This is a genomic window from Bacillus sp. EKM208B (assembly GCF_011800725.1).
GTDB lineage: Bacteria > Bacillota > Bacilli > Bacillales > Bacillaceae > Bacillus > Bacillus velezensis.
On record NZ_JAANHO010000016.1, the window covers coordinates 22,415 to 48,846 of the forward strand.

A 26,432-nucleotide genomic window follows, 5' to 3' on the forward strand; every position below is an offset into this window, starting at 1 on the left:
ATCGGAGGTTTACCATGTCTAACGAATACGGAGATAAGAATTTAAAGATTTTTTCTTTGAATTCAAATCCAGAACTTGCAAAAGAAATCGCGGATAATGTAGGGGTTCAATTAGGAAAGTGCTCTGTTACAAGATTCAGTGACGGAGAGGTCCAGATCAACATAGAAGAAAGTATTCGCGGCTGTGATTGCTATATCATTCAGTCTACAAGTGCGCCGGTTAATGAGCACATTATGGAATTGCTGATTATGGTTGACGCTTTAAAGCGCGCTTCCGCGAAAACAATCAACATTGTGATTCCGTACTACGGTTATGCGCGCCAGGACAGAAAAGCAAGATCACGTGAACCGATTACGGCAAAACTTTTTGCAAACCTGCTTGAAACAGCGGGTGCGACACGCGTGATCGCGCTTGATTTACACGCGCCGCAAATTCAAGGTTTCTTTGATATTCCGATTGACCACTTAATGGGTGTTCCGATTTTAGGCCATTACTTTGAAGGTAAAGACTTGAAAGATATCGTCATTGTTTCTCCTGACCACGGCGGTGTGACGCGCGCCCGCAAACTTGCGGACCGTCTGAAAGCGCCGATCGCGATTATCGACAAACGCCGTCCTAGACCGAATGAGGTAGAAGTGATGAATATCGTCGGTAACGTGGAAGGAAAAACAGCGATTCTGATCGATGATATTATTGATACGGCCGGCACAATCACACTTGCCGCTAACGCGCTGGTTGAAAACGGAGCTGCAGAAGTGTATGCATGCTGTACGCACCCTGTACTGTCAGGCCCTGCCGTTGAGCGGATCAATAACTCTAAAATCAAGGAGCTTGTCGTAACGAACAGTATCAAGCTTCCTGATGAGAAAAAAATCGACCGCTTTAAGCAGCTTTCTGTCGGACCGCTTCTGGCTGAAGCGATTATCCGCGTTCACGAGAAACAATCTGTCAGCTATTTATTCAGCTAAACCGAAACTTTAAGGTTTAAATCCCAGTTATTGTGGGTATTGTTCTAATAGGACGATAAAACGATAATTAGGATGGTGCTGAATATGGCAACTTTAAAAGCAAATGAAAGAACAGATTTTAAACGTTCGACGCTTCGGAAAATCCGTCATTCAGGACATGTTCCAGGGATTATATACGGTAAAGAAACAACGAATACGCCTGTCTCTTTAGACAGTGTCGAATTGCTTAAAACATTGCGGGACGAAGGAAAAAACACGATTATCACAATTGATGTCAACGGAAATCAGCAATCGGTTATGGTGACTGATCTTCAGACAGACCCGCTCAAAAACGAATTGACGCACGCCGATTTTCAAGTCGTGAATATGAGTGAGGAGCTGGAGGCCGAGGTGCCGATTCAGCTGACGGGAGAGGCGAAGGGAGTCAAAGACGGAGGCGTCATCCAGCAGCCGCTGCATGAGCTTTCGATTAAGGCCAGACCGAAGGACATCCCTCAGACAATCAATGTTGATATTTCAGGACTTGAGATGAATGATGTGCTGACCATCGCAGATCTGACTGCTGACGGCAATTATACATTTACAAACGATCCGGAAGAAGTCGTGGCTTCCATCCTTCCTCCTAAGCAGGAAGCATTCGAAGAAGATGCAGAACCGTCTCCTGGGGAAGAGCCCGAAGGAGAAAATCAATAAGCGCTTTAAGACGTAACCCGCCCGAGGTTACGTCTTTTGTGCTAGAATGAGAAGAATTACAGCGATGTTGAGGGAGGATTTACGATGCTTGTGATTGCTGGTCTCGGTAACCCCGGGAAAACCTACGAGAACACGAGACATAATGTCGGCTTTATGGCCATTGACGAGCTTTCTAAAGAATGGAATATTGAACTGAATAAAACGAAATTCAACGGACTTTACGGAATGGGGTTTGTTTCCGGAAAAAAAGTTCTACTTGTTAAACCGCTTACATATATGAATTTATCAGGGGAATGTTTGCGGCCGCTACTGGATTATTATGATGCCGATCATGAAGATCTGAAAGTCATATACGATGACCTTGATCTTCCGACGGGAAAAATCAGGCTCCGGACGAAGGGGAGCGCAGGCGGACATAACGGAATTAAATCGCTTATACAGCACCTCGGAACCCCTGAATTTGACCGGGTCAGAATCGGAATCGGCCGCCCCGCTGGCGGAATGAAAGTCGTTGACTATGTACTGGGAGCTTTTACGAAGGAAGAAGCGCCGCATATCAATGATGCCGTCTCAAAAACCGTAAAAGCCTGCGAAGCTTCCTTAACGAAACCATTTTTAGAAGTCATGAACGAATTTAATGCAAATGTATAAGATAAATAATGGGAGACCATACTAGGGAAAAATGATTTTTTCACATCAGGAGGTCCAACGTATGGCTTTGCATTATTTCTGCCGCCACTGCGGCTTTAAGGTAGGGAGCCTGGAATATTCGACGGTGCCGACACAGTCACTTGGATTTCAGCACTTAACAAATGAGGAAAGAAACAATATGATTTCATATAAAGACAATGGAGATGTCCATGTTCTTACAATTTGTGAAGACTGCCAAGAGGCGCTGGAACGCAATCCGCACTACCATGAACACAACACATTTATTCAATAAGAAGCTTTGGTGTAGATTCTAGACCAAAGCGTTTTTCTGTTCTTGCAGAAAATAGAGAGGAGGGCCCATATGGACAACATTCAAACCTTTATTAAAGAAAGCGATGATTTTAAATCCATTGTCAACGGTTTACATGAGGGGCTGAAGGAACAGCTGCTTGCGGGTCTGTCAGGTTCCGCGCGTTCTGTTTTTACCTCCGCCCTTGCACAGGAAACGAAAAGGCCGATTTTCTTTATCACCCATAATTTATATCAGGCCCAAAAAGTGACGGAAGATCTGACGGCGCTTCTCGGGGATCAATCTGTTTTTTTATACCCCGTAAATGAATTGATTTCTTCAGAAATTGCGGTAGCGAGCCCTGAACTGCGCGCTCAGCGGCTTGATGTCATTAATAGATTAACAAACGGAGAAGCGCCGGTCGTTGTGGCGCCCGTTGCGGCAGTGAGAAGAATGCTTCCGCCGAAGGAGCTGTGGAAAAGCAGCCAGCTCGTCATTTCACTCGGAGACGAAATAGAACCGGATCAGCTGTCCGCGCGCCTTGTAGAGGTGGGGTATGAGCGTTCCGATATGGTTTCTGCACCCGGTGAATTCAGTATTCGCGGCGGAATTATCGACATTTATCCGCTGACGTCGGAGCATCCGGTGCGAATTGAACTGTTTGATACGGAGGTCGATTCCATCAGAAGCTTCAATTCTGATGACCAGAGATCAATTGAGACGCTCAAACATGTGGCGATAGGACCGGCGAAGGAATTGATCATCAGGGCGGAAGAAAAAGCCCGTGCGATGGAAAGGCTCGATAAAGGGCTTGCCGACAGTCTGAAAAAGCTGAAGCAGGACAAACAAAAGGAAATGCTTCATATCAATATCTCACATGATAAAGAACGGTTATCAACGGGACAGACTGATCAGGAACTTGTGAAGTATCTCTCGTACTTTTACGAAAAGCCTGCTAGTTTGCTAGATTATACACCGGCAGACACGTTGTTACTGTTAGACGAGGTCAGCCGCATTCATGAAATGGAGGATCAGCTGCAAAAAGAAGAGGCCGAATTTACGACAAGTCTGCTCGAGGAAGGGAAAATTCTGCACGACATTCATTTATCCTTCAGCTTTCAGGAGCTTATGAGCGAAAAGCGGCGCCCGGCTATTTATTATTCATTATTTTTGCGTCATGTCCAGCATACAAGCCCTCAGAATATCGTGAATGTGACAAGCAGGCAGATGCAGAGTTTTCACGGGCAGATGAATGTGCTTGCAGGTGAAATGGAGCGCTTTAAGAAATCAAACTTCACCGTCGTCTTTTTAGGCGCGAATAAGGACAGAACCGACAGATTGGCATCCGTGCTGGCTGATTACGAAATTGAAGCCGCAAAAACGGACAGCTCCAAAGCGCTTGTGCAAGGACAGGTCTATGTCATGGAAGGCGAGCTGCAATCCGGTTTTGAACTGCCGCTGATGAAGCTGGCCGTCATTACGGAGGAAGAGCTGTTCAAAAACCGAATTAAGAAAAAGCCGAGAAAGCAGAAGCTGACAAATGCCGAACGGATCAAAAGCTATTCCGAGCTTCAGGTCGGTGACTATGTCGTCCACGTCAACCACGGGATCGGTAAGTATTTGGGGATCGAAACACTAGAAATCAAAGGCATTCATAAAGATTACCTCAACATTCATTATCAGGGCAGCGATAAGCTGTACGTCCCTGTAGAACAAATCGACCAGGTGCAGAAGTACGTCGGCTCTGAAGGAAAAGAACCGAAGCTTTATAAACTGGGCGGCAGTGAATGGAAACGGGTGAAGAAAAAAGTTGAAAACTCCGTTCAGGATATTGCCGATGATCTGATTAAGCTTTATGCGGAACGGGAAGCAAGCAAAGGCTATGCGTTCTCGCCGGATCATGAAATGCAGCGGCAGTTCGAATCTGCTTTCCCTTATCAGGAAACAGAGGACCAGCTCCGTTCCATTCAGGAGATTAAAAAGGACATGGAAAGAGAGCGCCCGATGGACCGTTTGCTTTGCGGTGATGTCGGTTACGGGAAGACGGAGGTAGCCATCCGAGCGGCTTTTAAAGCGATCGCAGACGGAAAGCAGGTCGCGCTTCTTGTGCCGACGACAATACTCGCGCAGCAGCATTATGAAACCATTATGGAGCGTTTTCAGGACTATCCGATTAACATCGGTCTTCTCAGCCGATTCAGAACGAGAAAAGAATCCAATGAAACGATTAAAGGCCTGAAAAACGGAACGGTAGACATCGTAATCGGAACCCACAGGCTCTTATCTAAAGACGTCGTCTATAAAGATCTCGGCTTGCTCATCATTGATGAAGAGCAGCGCTTTGGCGTAACGCATAAGGAAAAAATCAAACAGATCAAAGCCAATGTCGATGTGCTGACTCTTACAGCGACGCCGATACCGCGTACGCTTCATATGTCCATGCTCGGTGTGCGGGACTTATCTGTTATTGAAACGCCGCCGGAAAACCGTTTCCCTGTTCAGACATATGTCGTGGAATACAATGGCGCGCTTGTGCGGGAAGCCATCGAAAGAGAACTGGCGCGCGGAGGACAGGTATATTTCTTGTACAACCGCGTGGATGACATCGAGCGGAAGGCTGATGAAATTTCCATGCTTGTTCCCGATGCGAAAGTGGCATATGCCCACGGAAAAATGACTGAAAATGAATTGGAAAGCGTCATGCTCAATTTTCTGGAAGGGGAATCAGACGTCCTTGTCAGCACGACTATTATTGAGACAGGCGTAGATATACCGAATGTCAATACCTTGATTGTGTTCGACGGAGACAAAATGGGGCTGTCTCAGCTGTATCAGCTGAGAGGACGGGTCGGCCGTTCCAACCGCGTCGCTTACGCGTATTTTACGTACCGCAGAGACAAAGTGCTCACTGAGGTGGCGGAAAAACGGCTGCAGGCGATTAAAGAATTTACCGAGCTGGGATCTGGCTTTAAAATCGCCATGCGTGACTTGACGATCAGGGGAGCGGGGAACCTTCTCGGCGCCCAGCAGCACGGCTTTATTGACTCAGTCGGTTTTGACCTGTACTCGCAAATGCTCAAGGAAGCGATTGAAGAGCGGAAAGGCGATATTCCGAAAAGCGAACAGTTTGAGACAGAAATCGATATCGAGCTAGACGCGTATATTCCTGAAAACTATATACAAGACGGCAAGCAAAAAATCGACATGTACAAACGGTTCAGGTCGATCGCCACAATTGAGGAGAAAAATGAGCTTCAAGATGAAATCATCGACAGGTTCGGCAGCTACCCTAAAGAGGTTGAATGGCTGTTTACGGTTGCTGAGATGAAGGTATATGGAAAATATGAACGCGTCGAACTCATCAAGCAGGATAAAGACGCGATCAGATTTACCATTTCTGAAGAGGCCAGCGCACAGATTGACGGCCAGAAATTGTTCGAACTCGGCAATAAATACGGCCGGCAGATCGGACTGGGAATGGAAGGGAAAAAGCTGAAAATCTCAGTACAGACGAAAGGCCGCAAAACGGAAGAGTGGCTGGAGACCGTGCTCGGCATGCTGAAAGGCCTTCAGGATGTGAAGAAAGAAACAATCGCGTCCTCATAAAAATTGTTACTCTCTGGTGTATATTACATTTGATGTGACGGATACTAATTTCAAGCGAGTGGCGGAAGCTACATAAAGTAAAGAGCTTTAGTACTTTCCCTTAAATATCATCACATGAAAGAGAGGCACCAGAGAGATGAAAGCTACAGGTATCGTACGTCGTATTGATGATCTAGGACGGGTCGTCATTCCTAAAGAAATTCGGAGAACACTGCGAATCAGGGAAGGAGACCCGCTTGAAATATTCGTTGACCGCGACGGAGAAGTTATATTGAAAAAATATTCTCCTATCAGTGAGCTTGGCGATTTTGCGAAGGAATATGCAGATGCATTGTATGACAGTCTCGGCCATTCCGTCTTGATTTGCGACCGTGACGCGTATATTGCCGTTTCAGGCAGTTCGAAAAAAGAATTTCTGAACAAAGCCATCAGCGATTTGCTCGAAAAAACGATGGATCAGCGCAGCTCAGTGGTAGAAAACGACGTGAAGTCCGCGCAGCTTGTTAATGACATTGATGAAGATATGAGCTCCTATACAATAGCCCCGATCGTGGCAAATGGCGATCCTATCGGCGCCGTGGTCATCTTTTCCAAGGAACAGGCGCTTGGAGAAGTAGAACATAAAGCGGTAGAAACGGCAGCCAGTTTTTTGGCGAGACAAATGGAGCAGTAGGTCTTATTACCATTATTGAAATAAGAAAACGGAGAAAGAGCAGCTCTTATACAAGTGCTGTTCTTTTTCATATTCATATGTGCTCTCTATCGGTTCGGCCGTTAGGATTGTGATATAATAAGCTCGTTTTATAGACGTAATTTTCTAGCGGCTGGAAGGAGCTTTTGGATGAACGATTCAGTTGGCGCCAAGCGGCAATCGGCATGGAAAGGTGCTTTTGTGCTCGTCGTTGCGGGCATCGTGACGAAGATATTAAGCGCCGTGTACAGGGTTCCTTTTCAGAATATTGTCGGTGACGTCGGATTTTACATTTATCAGCAGGTGTACCCGTTTTTAGGGATCGCGGTCATGCTGTCAACATCCGGTTTTCCGGTAATCATCTCTAAATTAATGAACGATTATAGCGATCATAAACAAAAAATAATGAAAATTTCCGCCCTTTATGTCACGGCGGCCGGACTTGTTCTGTTTGCGCTCATGTATGCCGGCGCGGCGCCGTTGGCCGGTTTTATGGGTGACGCCCGCCTTGTGATGCTGATAAGGGTCGCGGCGTTCGCTTTCATACTGTTTCCGTTTACGGCGGTTTTCAGGGGGTATTTCCAAGGCGTGCATGATATGATGCCGTCAGCCTTATCCCAGATTACGGAACAGCTTCTTCGCGTGGCGGTGCTTCTCGGTTTATCCTTCTGGCTTTTGAAAAACGGCCGTTCATTATACGCGGCGGGTGCGGGGGCGGCCTCGGGATCAATTGCCGGAAGCTTGGCAGCCCTTTGTGTATTGGCTGTTTTCTGGTATAAGCGGGAAGAAACAAAGAAGGACGGCGGACATATCGAAACGGCCGTCATTATAAAAAAGCTGCTGCTTTATTCAGTCACCATCTGTATCAGCAGTGTACTTATGCTTTTGCTTCAGCTTGTAGACGCCTTAAACTTATATTCACTGCTTTCAGACGGGACGGAGAGCCATGCCGCGAAACAGCTGAAAGGCATATATGACCGCGGACAGCCGCTCCTTCAGCTGGGAACCGTGTTTGCCGTCAGTATCGCCGCGTCATTGGTTCCTTCAATTTCAAAAGCGGTGCATGAGAATAAGCCGTTTATCATAAAAGAGAAAGCGACATCAGCCGTCAAGCTCTGCCTTGCGGTAGGGATCGGTGCATCAGCCGGGCTTTTTTGCATTTTAGAGCCGGTGAATATCATGCTTTTCCAAAACAGTGAGGGGACGCAGACCTTACAAATATTCAGCTTATCTATCTTTTTTGCCTCGATTGCGCTTACGGCAGCCGCGATTCTGCAAGGAGCGGGACATACCGTTTTCCCCGCCGTATCCGTTTTGGCGGGAGGGGCGCTGAAATGGGTGCTGAATGTTTGGCTGGTCCCCGGCTGGGGTATTACAGGAGCGGCACTGGCGACCGTCTTGGCATTTGCCGCAGTTGCGTGCCTGAATCTCCGGAGAATTTGGTCGAAGGGCTGGCTGACGAATATCGGCGGCGTGATTGCCCGTCTATGCTGGTGCAGCCTGCTGATGGTCTTCTTTCTGCTCGTATATATGAAGCTTTGGCAGTTATTTGTTCCTGTCAGCAGGGCCGGAGCTGTATGTGAGAGTCTGTCTGCGTCAGTCATCGGAGGGCTATTGTTTATTTATTGTATGATAAGAATGAAGATTTTCACGGACGAAGAGCTGAGCGGCCTTCCTTTCGGCAGTGCTTTAAGCAAATTGAAAAAGAGGAGAGAAAAACATGGCAGGTAACATTACGGTCGTCGGCCTCGGCGCCGGAGACATGGATCAGTTGACAGTGGGCGTACATAAGCTGCTGACTCAGGCGAAGCATTTATATATAAGAACGAAAGACCACCCTTTGATTCCGGAATTAGAGCAAGAGACGGAAGCGGACATCCGGTATTTTGATGATATTTATGAAAAACATGATCAGTTTGAAGCGGTCTATGAAGAGATCGCGGACATTCTGTTTGAAAAAGCGAAGCAAGAGGATATCGTCTACGCTGTACCCGGGCATCCGTTTGTCGCTGAGAAAACCGTTCAGCTGTTATTTGAACGCCGGGAAGAACAACAGATAGCTGTTCATACTGCCGGAGGGCAAAGCTTTCTGGATGCCACTTTTAATGCATTGCGAATTGATCCGATTGAAGGGTTTCAATTTACGGATGCGCAAACAATGACGCCGGATGAGCTCGAACTCCGCCATCACCTGATCATTTGCCAGGTTTATGACCAGATGACGGCCTCTGAGGTAAAGCTGACGCTTATGGAGAAATTGCCTGACGATTATGAAGTGGTCATCGTCACGGCAGCCGGAAGCAAGGGAGAAAAGATGACCAAGGTGCCTTTGTTTGAACTTGACCGCAATGTAGAAATAAATAACTTAACAAGCGTGTATGTTCCGCCGATTAAAAAAGAAGAACTCCTTTACCAGGAATTTTCTGCATTCCGAAGTATTATTCGCGAGCTTCGCGGGCCGAACGGCTGTCCGTGGGATCAAAAGCAGACACACCAGTCATTAAAGAAATATATGATTGAGGAATGCTACGAACTGCTTGAGGCCATTGACGAAGAGGACACGGATCACATGATAGAAGAACTCGGGGACGTCATGCTTCAGGTTATGCTGCACGCCCAGATCGGAGAAGACGAGGGGTATTTCTCAATTGATGATGTCATCAGAGACATCAGTGCGAAGATGGTCAGACGGCACCCGCACGTGTTTAAGGATGTTAAGGTTCAGGATGAACATGATGTCGTCGCCAACTGGGAAGAAATCAAAAAGACGGAAAAGCAAACAACATCCTCTTCATTGCTGGATGCCGTGCCGAAAACACTGCCTTCTCTTGCAAAAGCGGCCAAGCTTCAGAAAAAAGCCGCAAAAACCGGCTTTGACTGGGATGACGTTCAGGATATATGGGATAAAGTAAATGAAGAGCTAAAGGAATTTTCTGCAGAGGCTTCCGCCGAATCAGCAGATGAAATCAGCTTAAAAGCTGAATTCGGCGATGTTTTATTTGCATTGGTCAATATCGGCCGATACTATAAAATTGAGCCTGAGGAAGCGCTCGCCATGACAAATGACAAATTCCGCAGACGCTTTGCTTATATTGAGAAAGAAGCGGCAGCAAAGGGACTTGAATTGACCGCAATGTCACTTGAAGAAATGGACAAATTGTGGGATGAAGCAAAAGAAATGGAGAGGAGATTCTGATATGAGACTTGATAAGTTTTTAAAAGTATCCAGATTAATTAAACGCCGCACATTGGCGAAAGAGGTCGCCGATCAAGGGAGAATCACCGTTAACGGGAATCAGGCGAAAGCCAGCTCAGACGTAAAAGCCGGTGATGAACTGACGGTCCGCTTCGGCCAGAAGCTTGTCACCGTGAAGGTAAACGAATTGAAAGAAACAACGAAAAAAGAAGAAGCCGCGGGCATGTATACAATCGTCAAAGAAGAAAAACTCGGCGAATAGGCTTGTTCTAAACAAGGCTCCCGCCTCATACAATGCAGTAATAATGCTAAAAGTATCGAGGATATGGGGGCTGAATAGATGAATTCATATTATGAGCAAAAAGGTTCTTCTTCTGTTCCGGAACAGCATGATGTAACGATGAAAGGGAGAAAGCATTTAGACATTTCGGGCGTCAAGCACGTGGAAAGTTTTGACAACGAAGAGTTTTTGCTGGAAACAGTTATGGGAATGCTTTCCGTCAGAGGCGAGAACCTGCAGATGAAAAACCTTGATGTGGAAAAAGGGATTGTATCTATAAAAGGCAGGGTGTTTGACCTTGTATATTTAGACGAGCAGCAAGGGGATAAAGCTAAAGGGTTTTTTAGCAAGTTGTTTAAATGACACTGACGACCCAATTTTATACGATGCTGGCAATGACCGGTATGGGCGCCTGGCTCGGAGCGTCGCTTGATACATACAGGCTGTTTGTCAGCCGCGCCAAAACGGCCAGATGGCTGTTATTCATTCATGACATTCTCTTTTGGATTGTACAAGGTCTGATGTTTTTCTATGTGCTGCTCAACGTGAATGAAGGAGAACTCAGGGTATACATTTTCTTGGCTGTCTTACTGGGTATTGCGACGTACCAAAGCCTGTTTAAACGAATGTATATAAAAATACTGAAATTTTCCATTCATCTTGCGGTGTCTCTTTACCAATTCGCAAAAAAGCTCATTCAGCACGTGCTGTTCCGTCCGGTGCTTCTGCTCTTTAAGCTGCTCATCGGGCTGATCACGGTTATTTCTTTATACTCCTATCGGGTGAGTGCCTTTTTTGCGAAGTGTCTTTTTAAGATCGTAGCGTTTTTGCTGTATCCGCTGTTCTTCCTGTTGAAACAATTATTGAAACTTCTTCCTGAAAAATGGCGTCTTACTTTCAAACGATATTTTCAAAAAAGTGCAGGATTTTCACAAAAGAGCAAGAAACTAATCATAACAATCAGATCGACCATGATACGTATTTTGAAAAGGTGAAAGGAGGACCGTCTGGTTTGAATCTATCTAGAGAACGTACAATAACTGAAATTCAAAACGACTATAAAGAGCAGGTTGAACGGCAATCCCAGCTTATGAAAAGAAGGCGGAAAGGGCTTTTCAGACGGTTGATCGTATTCGGCGCCCTTGTGTTGTTGACGGCTATTGTCTTAGCGGGTTCTCTGTGGTCACAGACCTCTTCCCTTAGCGCAAACGAAGAAAAGAAAGCTCAGCTGGAAAAACAAGTGAAAAAATTGAACGCGAAACAGGCTGATTTAAAAGATGAAATTTCCAAATTAAAGGATGAGGATTACGTCACAGAGCTTGCCAGAAGAGACTTGTTTATGTCAGGAAATGGTGAGATTCTCTTTAATGTAGAGAAGAAGAGCAAGTAGCCTTGTTGACACTTAAATTTTTATTTAGGTATAATTAAACAAACGATCTTTTTATAAGCCTAAGGAGGAGCACTTTTTTTATGTCGATTGAAGTTGGCAGCAAGTTGCAAGGGAAAATAACAGGTATTACAAATTTCGGAGCATTTGTTGAATTGCCTGGAGGCTCAACCGGTCTCGTTCATATCAGTGAGGTAGCCGATAATTATGTAAAAGACATTAACGAGCATTTAAAAGTCGGCGATCAAGTTGAAGTGAAAGTCATCAACGTTGAAAAAGACGGGAAAATTGGTTTATCAATTAAAAAAGCTAAAGACCGTCCGCAAGCCAGACCTAGAAATGATTTCCGTCCGAAAGAATCTTTTGAACAGAAAATGAACAAGTTTCTTAAAGATAGCGAAGACCGCTTATCATCTTTAAAACGAAACACGGAATCAAAACGTGGAGGGCGCGGAGCAAGAAGAGGATAACTTGCTGCTTTCTATAAATACATGGAGCATCCGTCTATCCCAGCGGGTGCTTTTTTTGTATGCGTCCGTATAGTCAGAAAATTAAAACTTTAAAGTTTCTGTTGACGAGATGAAGAAACCTTTGTATTATATAACTTGTGCTTATAAGCACCTATATGGCGGTGTAGCTCAGCTGGCTAGAGCGTACGGTTCATACCCGTGAGGTCGGGGGTTCGATCCCCTCCGCCGCTACCATATATATCCGGCCCGTTGGTCAAGCGGTTAAGACACCGCCCTTTCACGGCGGTAACACGGGTTCGAATCCCGTACGGGTCATCAAGCGAATCGGCTTCTGTTGCAGAAGCCGATTTTTTCATATTTAGACAACTTTTTGAGAAATGTCGGAGGAAATACGAAAGGAAAGGGGAACAAGGGAGAAAGCGTCGAAGAGTTCTTTGGAATTGTTACCTTCTTTTGACAAAATCCTATCTGTGTTTTCATTTATAATGACAAGCAACGAATAAAACAGGTGGGGGATGAGAGCAATGGAAAAAGCGGAAAGAAGAGTGAACGGGCCGATGGCGGGACAAGCTCTGGAAAAACTGCAATCGTTTTTTGAAAAGGCGGCAAAGCTTACAGTCCATCAAGCGCATTCACTTTTTTTCTATAAGGGGTTCATTTATGTCGTGATCGGTTTTTTACTTGGACGGGCTTTCATATTATCTGAGGTTCTTCCGTTTGCGCTGCCGTTTTTCGGAGCGATGCTGTTGATCAGAAGAGATAAAGCCTTCTATGCTTGTCTGTCTTTACTTGCGGGCGCTTTAACCATTTCGCCGAAACACTCTTTATTGATTCTCACAGCTTTGGCCGTCTTCACTCTATTTTCAAAAATCGGTACATATATCGTGCAGGACCGGGTGAAGATGCTGCCGATCGTGGTGTTTTTCTCTATGGCTGCCGCGAGAATCGGATTTGTTTATGTTGAAAGCGGCGCTTTTACCACCTATGATTATGTGATGGCTGTTGTCGAGGCGGGCCTGGCCTTTATTTTGACGCTGATCTTTTTACAAAGCCTGCCGATCTTCACGATCAAAAAAGTGAAGCAATCGTTAAAAATAGAAGAAATCATCTGTTTTATGATCTTGATCGCATCCGTTTTAACCGGGCTTGCCGGTGTTTCATTTCAGGGAATGCAGGCTGAACATATCCTGGCCCGCTATGTCGTGCTGAGTTTTTCCTTTGTCGGCGGGGCAAGCATCGGCTGTACGGTTGGTGTTGTGACCGGACTGATCCTCGGGCTTGCGAATATCGGGAATCTCTATCAAATGAGTCTGCTTGCGTTTTCCGGGCTTCTTGGCGGGCTGCTGAAAGAAGGAAAGAAAGCCGGCGCCGCAGTCGGATTAGTGATCGGCTCACTGCTGATTTCATTATATGGAGAAGGATCTGCCGGATTAATGACCACTCTTTATGAATCTTTGATTGCCGTTGTTTTGTTTTTGATTACGCCCCAATCGATTACGAAAAAGGTGGCGCGATACATACCGGGCACTGCTGAGCACAGTCAGGAACAGCAGCAGTACGCAAGGAAAATCAGAGATGTCACCGCCCAGAAAGTAGACCAGTTCTCCAATGTGTTTCATGCCTTGTCGGAGAGCTTCGCCACCTTTCATCAGACGTCTTCTGATGAGCAGGCGGAAGAAGGGGAAGTGGATCTCTTTTTAAGCAAAATCACCGAGCATTCCTGCCAATCCTGCTATAAGAAAAGCAAATGCTGGGTTCAAAACTTTGATAAAACATATGACTTAATGAAACAGGTTATGCATGAAACAGAAGAAAAACAGTATGCCTCAAACCGCAGATTAAAAAAGGAGTTTCAACAACACTGCTCCAAATCCAGACAGGTGGAAGAGCTGATTGAGGACGAACTTGCCCACCATCACGCCCATCTGACACTGAAGAGAAAAGTTCAGGACAGCAGAAGGCTTGTTGCCGAGCAGCTGTTGGGGGTTTCTGTGGTCATGGCGGACTTTTCTCGGGAAATAAAACGGGAGAGGGAGCAGCATTTTATTCAAGAAGAACAAATGATAGAGGCGCTTCAGCATTTCGGAATCGAGATTCAGCATGTCGAGATATACAGCTTGGAGCAGGGCAATATTGATATCGAAATGACAATCCCGTTCAGCGGAGGACACGGCGAGAGTGAGAAAATTATCGCCCCGATGCTGTCTGACATTCTTGAGGAGCAGATACTTGTCAAAAGCGAACAGCACTCGACTCATCCGAATGGCTACAGCCATGTCGCGTTCGGTTCGACCAAGTCGTACCGGGTATCGACAGGCGCGGCTCATGCGGCAAAAGGCGGCGGCCTTGTCTCCGGCGACAGCTACAGCATGATGGAACTGGGGGCGAGAAAGTATGCGGCCGCGATCAGTGACGGCATGGGCAATGGGGCGAGGGCCCATTATGAGAGCAATGAAACGATTAAGCTGCTCGAAAAAATTCTCGAATCAGGTATTGATGAAAAAATAGCGATCAAAACGATCAACAGTATTCTGTCTTTACGGACGACAGACGAAATCTACTCAACTCTCGATCTTTCTATCATTGATCTTCAGGATGCAAGCTGCAAATTCTTGAAGGTCGGTTCAACGCCGAGTTTTATCAAGCGGGGAGATCAAGTCATGAAAGTGCAGGCCAGCAATCTGCCGATCGGCATCATCAATGAATTTGATGTAGAGGTTGTAAGTGAACAGTTAAAAGCGGGAGATCTGCTCGTCATGATGAGTGACGGTATTTTTGAAGGGCCGAAGCACGTTGAAAACCACGACCTGTGGATGAAACGGAAAATGAAAGGGCTGAAAACCGAAGATCCGCAGGAAATCGCTGATATATTAATGGAAGAGGTCATCAGAACGCGTTCCGGCCAAATCGAAGACGATATGACGGTGGTTGTTGTCCGGATTGATCACAACACGCCGAAATGGGCTTCCATCCCGGTGCCGGCGGTTTTCCAAAATAAAAAGGAGATTTCTTAATCCTTTCGTATAAATCACTTTCCTTCTGGCGAAGATGGGACTAATCGTATCACCGGGAGGAATGTATGTGAATAAGGGACATTTAAATCAAGTTCTGCTGATTACAGATGGCTGCTCCAATCATGGTGAAGACCCGATCGCAATGGCGGCTTTCGCCAAGGAGCAGGGGATTACGGTGAATGTTATAGGAATTATGGAAGAAAATGCGATTGACCAAGAGGCAATGAAGGAAGTTGAAGGCATCGCCATGGCCGGAGGCGGCGTCCATCAAGTTGTGTATGCGTCACAATTGTCTCAGACGGTTCAAATGGTGACGAAAAAAGCAATGACCCAGACGCTGCAAGGCGTCGTCAATCAAGAGCTTAAACAAATTTTAGGAAAAAACGTTGAAATGGAAGAGCTTTCTCCTGAAAAACGCGGCGAAGTGATGGAAGTTGTTGATGAACTCGGCGAAACGGTTCATCTGCAAGTGCTTGTGCTGGTTGATACGAGTGCGAGTATGGCGCCGAAACTGCCGACGGTGAAAGAAGCGCTGATCGATCTTTCCATCAGTTTAAATTCCCGGGCCGGACAAAATGAATTTGCAATGTGTATATTTCCCGGGAAAAGCCAGGAAGTTGAGCTTGTACTGAATTGGACGCCGAAGCTTGAATCCCTTTCTGCACTCTTTGCGAAGCTGTCGACCGGCGGTATCACCCCTACGGGCCCCGCTATCCGGGAAGCGACGCAGCAGTTTGAGAGAATCCGCTCAAGAAGGAGCATGTTGGCAGATGATGAACGACGCTTTAACGAGTTTGGCATGTAGTCTGGCACCGGGGACGGCAATTCAGGGCAAATGGAACGGCAAATCCTACAGATTGCTCAAACAGCTTGGAAAAGGGGCTAACGGTATTGTATATCTGGCAGAAGCATCAGGCGGACAGGTCGCTTTGAAAATAAGCAGCGACAGCATGTCTGTTACCTCTGAAGTGAATGTCTTAAAATCCTTTTCAAAGGCCCGGTCGCAAACGATGGGGCCTTCTTTTTTTGATGCGGACGATGCGTTTATACCGCAGCTGAATAAAAATGTCTCTTTTTACGTGATGGAGTACATAGAAGGGCCGCTTCTTCCGCAATATATCAGCAGTAAGGGAGCGGAGTGGATTCCGGTGCTGATGGTTCAGCTTCTTTCCAGCCTGTCAGTCCTTCATCAGCAAGGATGGGTTTTTGGCGACCTCAAACCGGACAATCTCATTGTAACCGGACCACCGGCTGCCATTCGCTGCATTGATGTAGGGGGAACGACAAAACAGGGCCGCGCGATTAAAGAGTATACGGAGTTTTACGACAGGGGCTATTGGGGGTATGGAACAAGAAAAGCAGAACCATCCTATGACCTGTTTGCTGTCGCAATGATCATGATCCACTGTGTCCAGAAGAAAGAGTGCAAAAAGTCAGGACAGCCGAAAGAACAGCTTCGTTCTATCATTGAAGGCCACCCGTTTCTGAATAAGTATAAGAAGGTTCTGTTTTCTGCTTTATACGGTCAATATCCGTCTGCGGAAGCCATGAAGCATGACATCCTGACAGCGGGCCAGAGCGCCGGGAGCAAAAGGAAAGCCGCCGCCAAGCCTAAGCCGCCGCATTCAAAACCGCGGCAGGGCACTGTATCTCAGACGCGGTATAAACCTAAACAAAAACCCGCAAAGCACAATGGTTTGTTTGAAACAACACTTATTTTAATCAGCGTTCTCGCCCTTTATTTCGCTTACATCGTCTTTTTTCTCATCTAGTGCCGGCCGGACGCCTGCGCTCATGCTTCTTCTTTGCTTGGAGGGAATGAAAGTGATAGGATATGTATATCTTTAAAAAACCTGCTCATTGTGAGGGGGACATTGTGAAAAGCGTGGAAGATTTTTTCAAAACATATCATCTTCAGGCGGAGGGAGAAACGATTATTGCCGGGGTCTCCGGAGGCCCTGATTCAATGGCGCTTCTCAGTATGCTGAATAAGCACTTCGGGCATTCCTCCGTTATCATAGCGGCGCATGTCGACCATCAGTTCAGGGGTCCTGAATCTGAAGAAGATATGAAGTTTGTGCAGTCATATTGCGAGGCTGAACACATCCTCTGTGAAACGGTACAGATTGATGTTTCTGCATACGCAAAGAAGAATAAGCTGAACAAGCAGGCTGCCGCGCGTGATTGCAGATATCAGTTTTTCGAAGATCTGATGACAAAACACCAAGCGAAGTTTTTGGCGCTGGCTCATCACGGCGATGACCAGGTTGAGACAATGCTCATGAGGCTTGCGAAAGGTACGCTCGGGGCAGGGCTTGCGGGAATGCAGCCCGTCCGCGAATTTGCATCCGGCTGGCTGATCAGGCCTTTCCTCTATACGGCAAAGGATGAAATCCTTGAATACTGCCGTCAAGAAGGGCTCAGCTACAGAACGGATGAGAGCAATGCAAAAGACGATTATACAAGAAACAGATTCAGAAAGACCGTGCTTCCTTTTTTAAAACAAGAATCACCTGACGTTCATAAAATGTTTCAAAAGGTGAGTGAAGCACTGACAGAAGACGAACAATACCTGCAGTCATTAACGAAAGAACGAATGAATAAGGTTATTACAAGCAAGTCTGACACATCGGTTGAAGTCAATTCCTCTCAATTGCTTGCCCTTCCGATACCTTTACAAAGAAGAGGAGTTCAACTAATATTAAACTATCTTTATGAAAACGTTCCATCGTCGTTTTCCGCCCGCCACATACAGCAGTTTCTCGAATGGGCGGAAAATGGAAGCGCCTCGGGAGTGCTTGATTTTCCGAAAGGGCTGAAGGTGGTCAAATCATATCAGACATGTTTGTTTACATTTGAACAATGGCAATGTGAAAAGGTTCCCTTTGAGCTGCAGCTGCAAGGAGCGGAAGGCGAGACTGCTGTTCTCCCCAACGGCTTTATGATAGAGGTGGCCGATCAGGCTGACCCTCATATCAAAAATGGGAATGCTGTTTTTATGACAAGCAGAAATAAGGTGCAATTTCCTTTAACAATCCGGACGAGAAAAATCGGCGATCGGATCAAACTTAAAGGGATGAATGGCTCGAAAAAGGTGAAAGATATATTTATTGATCATAAACTGCCTCTGCGGGATCGGGACGAATGGCCGATTGTAACGGATGCGAGCGGTGAAATTATCTGGCTGCCTGGCTTGAAAAAATCCATCTTTGACGATCTTGTGATTTCAAACAGTGACCGCATTGTATTACAATATAGACAGCATGAAAAGTGTAGGGGGCAAGCATTAACATGAAACAGGATATCGAAAAAGTGCTGATCTCAGAAGATGAGATCCAGCAGAAAGTAAAACAGCTTGGAGAACAATTAACAAGCGAGTACAGCGACACGTTTCCGTTGGCAATCGGTGTGTTAAAGGGAGCGCTTCCTTTTATGGCTGATCTTATAAAGCATATTGATACATATTTGGAAATGGACTTCATGGATGTATCAAGCTACGGAAATTCCACGGTTTCTTCCGGAGAAGTCAAAATCATCAAAGATTTGGATACATCTGTAGAAGGCCGGGACATCTTAATCATTGAAGATATTATCGACAGTGGGTTAACCTTGAGCTATCTCGTAGAACTCTTCCGATATCGTAAAGCGAAATCAATTAAGATTGTTACCCTGTTGGATAAACCAAGCGGAAGAAAAGCGGACATTAAAGCAGACTTCGTAGGCTTTGAAGTTCCTGACGCGTTTGTTGTGGGTTACGGACTTGATTATGCCGAACGCTATCGCAATCTGCCTTACATCGGAGTATTAAAACCGGCGATTTATGAAAGCTGATCGGCTGCCTGCTTCCGAGATGGTTATCGGTTGTATTGGAATGATTTTCTATGGTACTATTGAACATAGTTGTGCTTACTGTGGGAGGAGGTAAGGAATGAATCGGGTCTTCCGTAATACCATTTTTTATTTACTTATTTTATTAGTAGTAATCGGGGTTGTGAGTTACTTCCAGACTTCAAACCCGAAAACAGAAAATATGTCGTACAGTACGTTTATCAAGAACCTCGATGAGGGGAAAGTTGATAGCGTATCGGTTCAGCCTGTCAGAGGTGTTTATGAGGTAAAAGGACAGCTGAAAAAATACGACAAAGACCAGTACTTTTTAACACATGTTCCTGAAGGAAAAGGAGCAGACCAGATATTTGATGCAATTAAAAAGACGGACGTAAAAGTTGATCCCGCACAGGAAACAAGCGGGTGGGTGACGTTCTTAACGACGATCATTCCGTTTGTCATCATCTTTATTCTGTTTTTCTTCCTGCTCAATCAGGCTCAGGGCGGCGGCAGCCGTGTCATGAACTTCGGAAAGAGCAAAGCGAAGCTGTATACGGAAGAAAAGAAACGCGTGAAGTTTAAAGATGTAGCCGGCGCGGATGAGGAGAAGCAGGAGCTCGTTGAGGTTGTTGAGTTTCTGAAAGATCCTCGCAAATTCGCCGAGCTTGGCGCCAGAATCCCTAAAGGCGTGCTGTTGGTCGGACCTCCGGGAACCGGTAAGACGCTGCTTGCGAGAGCCTCAGCCGGTGAAGCGGGCGTTCCTTTCTTCAGCATCAGCGGATCTGACTTCGTTGAAATGTTTGTCGGTGTCGGTGCTTCCCGTGTGCGTGATTTATTCGAAAATGCGAAAAAGAATGCGCCTTGTCTGATCTTCATTGATGAGATCGACGCGGTGGGACGTCAGCGCGGCGCAGGTCTTGGCGGCGGGCATGATGAACGCGAACAGACGCTGAACCAGCTGCTTGTAGAGATGGACGGTTTCAGTGCGAATGAAGGAATCATTATTATCGCTGCGACAAACCGTGCGGACATTCTCGACCCTGCATTGCTTCGTCCGGGACGTTTTGACCGTCAGATTACGGTAGACCGTCCGGATGTCATCGGCCGTGAAGCCGTATTACAGGTCCATGCGAGAAACAAACCGCTTGATGAAACGGTGAACTTAAAAGCGATCGCTTCAAGAACACCCGGTTTCTCAGGCGCCGATTTAGAAAACCTTCTTAACGAAGCGGCACTTGTTGCTGCCCGTCAAAACAAGAAGAAAATTGATATGCGCGACATTGATGAAGCGACGGACCGTGTCATTGCGGGCCCTGCGAAGAAGAGCCGCGTCATATCGAAAAAAGAACGCAATATCGTGGCGTACCACGAGGGCGGTCACACCGTTATCGGACTTGTGCTGGATGAAGCCGATATGGTTCATAAAGTAACGATCGTTCCGAGGGGGCAGGCGGGCGGATACGCGGTCATGCTTCCGAGAGAAGACCGTTACTTCCAGACAAAACCTGAACTTCTCGATAAAATTGTCGGTCTTCTGGGCGGACGCGTTGCCGAGGAAATTATCTTCGGCGAAGTCAGCACGGGCGCTCACAATGACTTCCAGCGGGCAACGAACATTGCCAGAAGAATGGTGACAGAGTTCGGTATGTCAGAAAAACTCGGACCGCTTCAGTTCGGTCAATCTCAAGGCGGTCAAGTATTCCTGGGCCGGGATTTCAACAACGAGCAAAACTACAGTGATCAGATCGCTTACGAAATCGATCAGGAAATTCAGCGCATCATTAAAGAATGTTATGAGCGTGCGAAAACCATCCTGACTGAAAATCGCGATAAGCTTGAATTGATTGCTCAGACATTGCTTGATGTGGAAACATTAGATGCGGAACAAATCAAGCATCTCGTGGATCACGGAAAACTCCCTGAGCGCAATTTCTCAGATGACCATCTTCAAAAAGACGATGTGAAAGTAAACATCCTGTCTAAAACAGAAGACGAAAAGAAAGACGAGCCGAAAGAATAGTTCGCTTTCTGATATGAAAACCGCCGGCGTATACCGGCGGTTTTTTTACTGGTTCCGTTTTGTTTACAAAAGAGCCGCAGATCGTGTATGGTATTGTAGAATGTTGAAAATGTTATGATTAGAAACTATTCAAAAGTGGTGATAGAGGTTGTTACTGGTTATAGATGTGGGGAACACCAACACCGTGATTGGTGTATATCATGATGGGGAATTAGAATATCATTGGCGCATAGAAACGAGCAGGCACAAAACAGAAGACGAATTCGGCATGCTGCTCCGCTCCTTATTTGAACATTCCGGACTCATGTTTGAACAGATTGAAGGGATTATCATCTCATCCGTGGTGCCGCCGATTATGTTCTCTTTAGAAAGAATGTGCACAAAATACTTTCACATCGAGCCGCAAGTTGTCGGCCCGGGAATGAAAACAGGTTTAAATATAAAGTATGACAATCCGAAAGAAGTGGGAGCTGACAGGATCGTCAATGCCGTTGCGGCGATCCAGCAGTATGGCGGCCCCTTAATTGTTGTTGATTTCGGAACGGCGACGACGTATTGCTACATTGATGAAAACAAACAATACATGGGCGGCGCGATTGCTCCCGGCATTACGATTTCGACGGAAGCGCTGTACTCACGTGCGGCGAAGCTTCCGAGAATTGAAATTGCCCGTCCGGACAATATCATCGGCAAAAACACGGTAAGCGCCATGCAGTCCGGCATCCTTTTCGGCTATGTCGGACAAGTTGAAGGTATAGTGAAGCGGATGAAATGGCAGGCAACACAGGAACCGAAAGTCATTGCGACAGGCGGGCTTGCGTCATTAATCGCAAACGAATCAGACTGTATTGATATTGTTGACCCGTTTCTCACTCTGAAAGGGCTGGAAATCATTTATGAGCGAAATCGTGTGGGTCACGTATAGGAGGTAAACGATGGATTATTTAATTAAAGCAATTGCATATGACGGTAAAGTGCGGGCTTATGCAGCCAGAACGACAGATATGGTTAATGAAGCGCAAAGAAGGCATGACACGTGGCCGACGGCATCAGCCGCAATCGGCCGGACGATGACAGCTTCTCTGATGCTCGGAGCGATGCTTAAGGGTGAAGATAAGCTGACAGTCAAAATAGAAGGCGGCGGCCCGATCGGAGCCATTGTCGCAGATGCGAACGCAAAGGGTGAGGTAAGAGCATACGTATCAAACCCGCACGTTCATTTTGACCTCAATGAACAAGGGAAACTGGATGTCAGACGGGCGGTCGGAACTGACGGAACACTCAGTGTCGTAAAAGATTTGGGCTTGCGTGATTATTTTACGGGACAAGTAGAGATTGTCTCGGGTGAACTCGGTGACGACTTCACGTATTACCTTGTTTCTTCTGAACAAGTCCCTTCATCTGTCGGCGTAGGTGTTCTAGTAAATCCTGATAACACGATTCTCGCTGCGGGCGGGTTCATCATTCAGCTTCTTCCGGGGACTGATGAAGAAACCATTTCAACAATTGAGAAGCAATTATCTCAAATCGAACCGATTTCAAAATTGATTCAAAAAGGCCTGACACCGGAAGAAATCTTAGAAGAAGTTCTGGGTCAAAAACCGGACGTTCTCGAAACAATGCCGGTCAAATTTCACTGTTCTTGTTCAAAAGATCGATTCGAAACGGCCATTTTAGGACTAGGCAAAAAAGAAATACAAGATATGATAGAAGAAGACGGAAAAGCCGAAGCGGTTTGCCATTTTTGTAATGAGAAATATTTATTTACAAAAGAAGAACTGGAAGAGCTTCGTGACGAAACAACCCGCTAGCTCTTTAGCGGGTTGTTCTATTTTATAAAAGGGATGGGGTAGATTTTGAAATCGAGAACACTTTTGACGATTATTGTAGCGGCGCTGTTAGTATGCAGTGTGACAGTGGCGTATAAGTTAACAAAATCCCAAGCCGCGGGGTCATCTGAAGAATCCATCGCGACAATCGGTGATAAACATATCACACGGCAAGACTGGATGAAAAAGATGGAAGACCAGTACGGAAAATCAACTCTGGAAGACATGATTAATGCACAAGTAGTGAAAGAGCTTGCGAAAAAGAATAAACTCACAGTTTCAAACAGCGAATTGGAGCGGGAGTTTCTTTTAATCAAAGCGGTGAATAATTCATTTTATGAAGACAGCCATATTACCGAAAAAGAATGGAGAGACCAGATCCGCTACAACATTCTTCTTGAAGAACTGTTGACGAAGGACATCGATATATCGGATAAGGAAATGCAATCATTTTATAATAAAAATAAAGAATTGTACCATTTCGATGATTCCTACAGAATCCGGCACATCGTCGTCAAAAACAAAGAAGAGGCGGACAGGGTGCTTGCTGATTTGAAAGGCGGTTCCAGCTTTGAAGCAGTCGCCGCTGAGCGTTCCACGGACAGATACACGTCTCAGTATGGCGGAGACCTCGGCTTTGTGACAGAAAACCAGGAAAATATCCCGCAGGCATATATCACAGAAGCTAAATATCTTAAAGAAGATGAATGGTCCGCTGAACCGATTAAAGTTTCCTCAGGATACGCCGTCATTCAGCTGAAAGAAAAGCTTAAAGCGAGAACTTTCTCATACAATGAAGTGAAGAGCCAAATCAGACGCCAGATCGCGATGGATCAATTAGGTGACAAGGCGACAGTCAAAACGCTGTGGAAAGAGGCGGGGGTCTCTTGGTTCTACGGGGAAAAAAGAACTAAATGATTGACAAAAAATTTTGAAATTGATAACTTATATTTATAATACCAATAAATTTAGTCGGAAATTGAGGTGTCCAACATGGTGCGTATTGCAAATTCTATTACTGAACTAATCGGAAATACTCCTATTGTGAAATTGAATCGCCTGACGGATGAAAACAGTGCAGATGTATATCTGAAGCTTGAATACATGAATCCGGGCAGCAGCGTAAAAGACCGGATCGGAGTGGCGATGATTGAAGCGGCTGAAAAAGAAGGAAAATTAAAAGCCGGCGACACAATCATTGAACCGACAAGCGGAAATACAGGGATCGGTCTTGCGATGGTGGCAGCGGCTAAAGGTCTCAGAGCCATTCTCGTTATGCCTGATACAATGAGTATGGAACGACGCAATCTGCTGCGCGCATACGGAGCGGAGCTTGTGCTGACTCCCGGCGCAGAAGGAATGAAGGGCGCCATTAAAAAGGCGGAAGAACTTGCCGAGGAACACGGATACTTTGTGCCTCAGCAATTCAACAATGCGGCAAACCCGGAAATTCACCGCCAAACGACGGGGAAAGAAATCGTAGAACAGTTTGGTGACGACCAGCTTGATGCGTTCGTGGCCGGAATCGGTACCGGCGGAACCATCACGGGAGCGGGCGAAGTGCTGAAAGAAGCATATCCATCCATCAAAATCTATGCGGTAGAGCCGGCGGATTCTCCAGTTCTTTCCGGCGGAAAACCGGGCCCGCATAAAATTCAGGGTATCGGAGCGGGATTTGTCCCTGAAACATTGAATACGGACATCTATGATCAGATCATTCCCGTCAAAAACGAGGATGCATTTGAATATGCCCGTAAAACGGCAAAAGAAGAAGGGATTCTCGGTGGCATTTCTTCCGGAGCGGCCATTTACGCGGCACTGGAAATCGCGAAAAAACTGGGGAAAGGCAAGAAAGTGCTTGCGATCATCCCTAGTAACGGAGAACGTTACTTAAGCACACCGCTTTATCAGTTTGAATAGAGACATATACACGGCTCCCGGCTGTATCCGGGAGTTTTTTTGTGCTGAAGCATCGAAAATCCAAAAAACGTTTCGAATTTTATGGTTGGAAGCGAAATTCACTTTTTTCACCAGTGTGATTGCTTTAAAATAAAACTACAGTAAAACGAAGCAGAGGATTGATATGATGGCACAACGCAGACCGGCAGGAAGAAAAATACCTTTTACGAAACAAGCATTTTTACAGCGATATGAAAACCTTTCGAAATCGAGAAAACGGCATGTTCTGCTCGAAAGCGCGAGAGGGGGAAGATTCAGTATAGCCGGTCTAGATCCGATTGCGTCCGTCAGAGGGAAAGACGGAATTACAACGATCAAGCATGAGGGGGAAACACTGTTTAAAGAAGGTGACCCGCTGCGGGCCTTTCATGAATGGTTTGGAACGCTCGGAACGGAAACAAACGTTGAGTTTCCGGACTTTCAGGGCGGTGCGATTGGTTTTATCAGTTACGACTACGCCCGATATATTGAGAATTTTAAGATGCTGTCGTTAGATGATCTGGAAACACCTGATATTTACTTTCTTGTTTTTGATGATGTGGCCGTTTATGACCATGAGGAAGAGGCGTTATGGCTCATTACCCATACTGAAGCGGAAGAAGCGGATCTTGCGGAAGAAAAGCTGTCCGGCTTAGAGGACATGTGGTGTTCCCTCCAAACGGCGGACGAGCCTTTTTCACCGCTGGATCGGAATGGGGACGGATCGTACGCCGCTCCGTTCACTGAAGAAGGATTTTCGCAGGCTGTAGAACAAATTAAACAATATATCGCGAGCGGCGATGTGTTCCAGGTTAATTTATCCATCAGGCAGTCTCAGTCTTTATCCGTTCATCCGTATGAGGTGTATAAACACTTGAGAAACGTCAATCCGTCTCCTTACATGGCCTATCTCGAGACACCGGGGTTTCAAGTGATATGCGGGTCGCCGGAGCTATTGGTGACAAAGAAGGGGAAGAAGCTTGAAACGAGACCGATCGCGGGTACGCGTTCAAGAGGAAAAGACGATGCTGAAGACAAGGCTTTGGCTGACGAATTAATTCACAATGAAAAAGAACGTGCGGAACACGTCATGCTTGTTGATCTTGAGCGCAATGACCTCGGGCGCGTATCGCGCTACGGCTCCGTGCGCGTTAACGAATTTATGGCGATCGAAAAGTATTCCCACGTCATGCATATCGTGTCAAACGTACAGGGAGAGTTGCAGGACGGATATGACGCGACAGACATTATTCATGCGGTGTTCCCGGGGGGCACCATCACGGGAGCGCCCAAAGTGAGAACGATGGAAATTATAGAAGAGCTTGAGCCGACAAGACGGGGGCTTTATACTGGATCTATAGGCTGGTTCGGATTCAACGGAGATTTGCAGTTTAACATTGTGATCCGGACGATCTATGCAGCCGGCGGACATGCTTTTATGCAGTCCGGAGCAGGAGTGGTCATTGATTCGGTTCCGAAGCATGAATACAAGGAATCGTTCAAAAAAGCTTTTGCGATGAAAAAGGCGTTAGAGCTGAGCGAAGAAGAGACAAAAAATCAGACGAGGTGAGC

At 46.2% G+C, this 26,432-nt stretch carries 24 protein-coding genes and 2 tRNA genes; all 26 read left to right on the top strand.

Features of this window, described 5'->3' with window-relative positions:
* Positions 1 to 14: 14 nt before the first annotated feature.
* The 26 genes from G9F75_RS19060 (at position 15) to pabB (ending at position 26,430) form a co-directional block, all read left to right on the top strand.
* Positions 15 to 968, top strand: a complete 954-nt coding sequence (locus tag G9F75_RS19060) for a ribose-phosphate diphosphokinase (protein ID WP_004264656.1) — start codon at positions 15 to 17, stop codon at positions 966 to 968.
* An 84-nt stretch (positions 969 to 1,052) separates the two neighbouring features.
* A complete protein-coding gene (locus G9F75_RS19065; protein ID WP_014416724.1) occupies positions 1,053 to 1,661 on the top strand; it encodes a 50S ribosomal protein L25/general stress protein Ctc in 609 nt (202 codons plus the stop codon).
* 84 nt (positions 1,662 to 1,745) lie between these two features.
* Positions 1,746 to 2,312, top strand: a complete 567-nt coding sequence (gene pth, locus G9F75_RS19070; RefSeq protein ID WP_025650338.1) for an aminoacyl-tRNA hydrolase — start codon at positions 1,746 to 1,748, stop codon at positions 2,310 to 2,312.
* Positions 2,313 to 2,373: 61 nt separating this feature from the next.
* Positions 2,374 to 2,604, top strand: coding sequence for an anti-sigma-F factor Fin (fin, locus tag G9F75_RS19075; RefSeq protein WP_167409311.1), 231 nt, complete (start codon positions 2,374 to 2,376; stop codon positions 2,602 to 2,604).
* A 69-nt stretch (positions 2,605 to 2,673) separates the two neighbouring features.
* On the top strand, positions 2,674 to 6,207 hold the full coding sequence (gene mfd / locus G9F75_RS19080) for a transcription-repair coupling factor (RefSeq protein ID WP_025650339.1): 3,534 nt from the start codon (positions 2,674 to 2,676) through the stop codon (positions 6,205 to 6,207).
* Positions 6,208 to 6,343: 136 nt separating this feature from the next.
* Positions 6,344 to 6,880 (top strand): stage V sporulation protein T, encoded by a 537-nt coding sequence (spoVT, locus tag G9F75_RS19085; RefSeq protein WP_004264646.1) that lies wholly within the window; start codon positions 6,344 to 6,346, stop codon positions 6,878 to 6,880.
* A 168-nt stretch (positions 6,881 to 7,048) separates the two neighbouring features.
* On the top strand, positions 7,049 to 8,629 hold the full coding sequence (locus G9F75_RS19090; RefSeq protein WP_095061660.1) for a putative polysaccharide biosynthesis protein: 1,581 nt from the start codon (positions 7,049 to 7,051) through the stop codon (positions 8,627 to 8,629).
* Positions 8,619 to 10,094 carry a bifunctional methyltransferase/pyrophosphohydrolase YabN gene (yabN, locus tag G9F75_RS19095; protein WP_017419490.1) on the top strand — a complete coding sequence of 492 codons (1,476 nt, stop codon included), beginning with the start codon at positions 8,619 to 8,621 and terminating at the stop codon, positions 10,092 to 10,094. Before G9F75_RS19090 ends, yabN begins: the two co-directional genes overlap by 11 nt.
* Position 10,095: 1 nt before the next feature.
* Entirely contained in the window at positions 10,096 to 10,356 is a 261-nt protein-coding gene (locus tag G9F75_RS19100) for an RNA-binding S4 domain-containing protein (RefSeq protein ID WP_007409934.1), read from the top strand.
* 78 nt (positions 10,357 to 10,434) lie between these two features.
* Positions 10,435 to 10,737, top strand: a complete 303-nt coding sequence (yabP, locus tag G9F75_RS19105; protein ID WP_004264638.1) for a sporulation protein YabP — start codon at positions 10,435 to 10,437, stop codon at positions 10,735 to 10,737.
* Complete coding sequence (gene yabQ / locus G9F75_RS19110) at positions 10,734 to 11,369, top strand: spore cortex biosynthesis protein YabQ (RefSeq protein ID WP_025650343.1); 636 nt, start codon at positions 10,734 to 10,736, stop codon at positions 11,367 to 11,369. The genes yabP and yabQ overlap by 4 nt, the downstream gene beginning before the upstream one ends.
* Positions 11,370 to 11,386: 17 nt before the next feature.
* Entirely contained in the window at positions 11,387 to 11,764 is a 378-nt protein-coding gene (gene divIC, locus G9F75_RS19115; protein ID WP_014416730.1) for a cell division protein DivIC, read from the top strand.
* Positions 11,765 to 11,844: 80 nt separating this feature from the next.
* Complete coding sequence (locus G9F75_RS19120; protein ID WP_004264630.1) at positions 11,845 to 12,231, top strand: S1 domain-containing RNA-binding protein; 387 nt, start codon at positions 11,845 to 11,847, stop codon at positions 12,229 to 12,231.
* A gap of 157 nt (positions 12,232 to 12,388) precedes the next feature.
* A tRNA-Met gene (locus G9F75_RS19125) sits at positions 12,389 to 12,465 on the top strand.
* Positions 12,466 to 12,474: 9 nt separating this feature from the next.
* Positions 12,475 to 12,546: transfer RNA gene (locus tag G9F75_RS19130), tRNA-Glu, on the top strand.
* A gap of 209 nt (positions 12,547 to 12,755) precedes the next feature.
* A complete protein-coding gene (spoIIE, locus tag G9F75_RS19135; RefSeq protein WP_167409312.1) occupies positions 12,756 to 15,245 on the top strand; it encodes a stage II sporulation protein E in 2,490 nt (829 codons plus the stop codon).
* 67 nt (positions 15,246 to 15,312) lie between these two features.
* Positions 15,313 to 16,050 (top strand): vWA domain-containing protein, encoded by a 738-nt coding sequence (locus G9F75_RS19140; RefSeq protein WP_004264624.1) that lies wholly within the window; start codon positions 15,313 to 15,315, stop codon positions 16,048 to 16,050.
* Positions 16,016 to 17,017 carry a protein kinase domain-containing protein gene (locus tag G9F75_RS19145; protein WP_167409313.1) on the top strand — a complete coding sequence of 334 codons (1,002 nt, stop codon included), beginning with the start codon at positions 16,016 to 16,018 and terminating at the stop codon, positions 17,015 to 17,017. Before G9F75_RS19140 ends, G9F75_RS19145 begins: the two co-directional genes overlap by 35 nt.
* A 104-nt stretch (positions 17,018 to 17,121) precedes the next feature.
* Positions 17,122 to 18,540, top strand: coding sequence for a tRNA lysidine(34) synthetase TilS (tilS, locus tag G9F75_RS19150; RefSeq protein ID WP_032864032.1), 1,419 nt, complete (start codon positions 17,122 to 17,124; stop codon positions 18,538 to 18,540).
* Positions 18,537 to 19,076 (top strand): hypoxanthine phosphoribosyltransferase, encoded by a 540-nt coding sequence (gene hpt, locus G9F75_RS19155; protein WP_004264611.1) that lies wholly within the window; start codon positions 18,537 to 18,539, stop codon positions 19,074 to 19,076. The genes tilS and hpt overlap by 4 nt, the downstream gene beginning before the upstream one ends.
* Positions 19,077 to 19,173: 97 nt before the next feature.
* Positions 19,174 to 21,093 (top strand): ATP-dependent zinc metalloprotease FtsH, encoded by a 1,920-nt coding sequence (gene ftsH / locus G9F75_RS19160; RefSeq protein ID WP_004264608.1) that lies wholly within the window; start codon positions 19,174 to 19,176, stop codon positions 21,091 to 21,093.
* Positions 21,094 to 21,241: 148 nt separating this feature from the next.
* Positions 21,242 to 22,018, top strand: coding sequence for a type III pantothenate kinase (locus G9F75_RS19165; RefSeq protein ID WP_007409940.1), 777 nt, complete (start codon positions 21,242 to 21,244; stop codon positions 22,016 to 22,018).
* Between the two features lie 10 nt (positions 22,019 to 22,028).
* Positions 22,029 to 22,904, top strand: coding sequence for an Hsp33 family molecular chaperone HslO (gene hslO, locus G9F75_RS19170; RefSeq protein WP_004264606.1), 876 nt, complete (start codon positions 22,029 to 22,031; stop codon positions 22,902 to 22,904).
* Between the two features lie 45 nt (positions 22,905 to 22,949).
* A complete protein-coding gene (locus G9F75_RS19175; RefSeq protein ID WP_167409314.1) occupies positions 22,950 to 23,840 on the top strand; it encodes a peptidyl-prolyl cis-trans isomerase in 891 nt (296 codons plus the stop codon).
* Positions 23,841 to 23,915: 75 nt separating this feature from the next.
* Positions 23,916 to 24,842: a cysteine synthase A gene (gene cysK / locus G9F75_RS19180; RefSeq protein ID WP_007615206.1), complete on the top strand. Its 927-nt coding sequence runs from the start codon at positions 23,916 to 23,918 to the stop codon at positions 24,840 to 24,842.
* A gap of 166 nt (positions 24,843 to 25,008) precedes the next feature.
* Positions 25,009 to 26,430 (top strand): aminodeoxychorismate synthase, component I, encoded by a 1,422-nt coding sequence (pabB, locus tag G9F75_RS19185; RefSeq protein WP_025650395.1) that lies wholly within the window; start codon positions 25,009 to 25,011, stop codon positions 26,428 to 26,430.
* The last annotated feature ends 2 nt before the right edge of the window (positions 26,431 to 26,432 follow it).

Excerpts from the sequence above, each read along its gene's own strand:
- yabP (WP_004264638.1), top strand. The coding sequence starts at position 10,435 with ATGAATTCATATTATGAGCAAAAAGGTTCTTCTTCTGTTCCGGAACAG.
- cysK (WP_007615206.1), top strand. The coding sequence starts at position 23,916 with ATGGTGCGTATTGCAAATTCTATTACTGAACTAATCGGAAATACTCCT.
- mfd (WP_025650339.1), top strand. The coding sequence starts at position 2,674 with ATGGACAACATTCAAACCTTTATTAAAGAAAGCGATGATTTTAAATCC.
- pabB (WP_025650395.1), top strand. The coding sequence starts at position 25,009 with ATGGCACAACGCAGACCGGCAGGAAGAAAAATACCTTTTACGAAACAA.
- spoVT (WP_004264646.1), top strand. The coding sequence starts at position 6,344 with ATGAAAGCTACAGGTATCGTACGTCGTATTGATGATCTAGGACGGGTC.
- pth (WP_025650338.1), top strand. The coding sequence starts at position 1,746 with ATGCTTGTGATTGCTGGTCTCGGTAACCCCGGGAAAACCTACGAGAAC.
- G9F75_RS19120 (WP_004264630.1), top strand. The coding sequence starts at position 11,845 with ATGTCGATTGAAGTTGGCAGCAAGTTGCAAGGGAAAATAACAGGTATT.
- G9F75_RS19065 (WP_014416724.1), top strand. The coding sequence starts at position 1,053 with ATGGCAACTTTAAAAGCAAATGAAAGAACAGATTTTAAACGTTCGACG.
- ftsH (WP_004264608.1), top strand. The coding sequence starts at position 19,174 with ATGAATCGGGTCTTCCGTAATACCATTTTTTATTTACTTATTTTATTA.
- yabQ (WP_025650343.1), top strand. The coding sequence starts at position 10,734 with ATGACACTGACGACCCAATTTTATACGATGCTGGCAATGACCGGTATG.
- spoIIE (WP_167409312.1), top strand. The coding sequence starts at position 12,756 with ATGGAAAAAGCGGAAAGAAGAGTGAACGGGCCGATGGCGGGACAAGCT.
- G9F75_RS19090 (WP_095061660.1), top strand. The coding sequence starts at position 7,049 with ATGAACGATTCAGTTGGCGCCAAGCGGCAATCGGCATGGAAAGGTGCT.
- hpt (WP_004264611.1), top strand. The coding sequence starts at position 18,537 with ATGAAACAGGATATCGAAAAAGTGCTGATCTCAGAAGATGAGATCCAG.
- G9F75_RS19145 (WP_167409313.1), top strand. The coding sequence starts at position 16,016 with ATGATGAACGACGCTTTAACGAGTTTGGCATGTAGTCTGGCACCGGGG.
- G9F75_RS19060 (WP_004264656.1), top strand. The coding sequence starts at position 15 with ATGTCTAACGAATACGGAGATAAGAATTTAAAGATTTTTTCTTTGAAT.
- yabN (WP_017419490.1), top strand. The coding sequence starts at position 8,619 with ATGGCAGGTAACATTACGGTCGTCGGCCTCGGCGCCGGAGACATGGAT.
- G9F75_RS19100 (WP_007409934.1), top strand. The coding sequence starts at position 10,096 with ATGAGACTTGATAAGTTTTTAAAAGTATCCAGATTAATTAAACGCCGC.
- hslO (WP_004264606.1), top strand. The coding sequence starts at position 22,029 with ATGGATTATTTAATTAAAGCAATTGCATATGACGGTAAAGTGCGGGCT.
- fin (WP_167409311.1), top strand. The coding sequence starts at position 2,374 with ATGGCTTTGCATTATTTCTGCCGCCACTGCGGCTTTAAGGTAGGGAGC.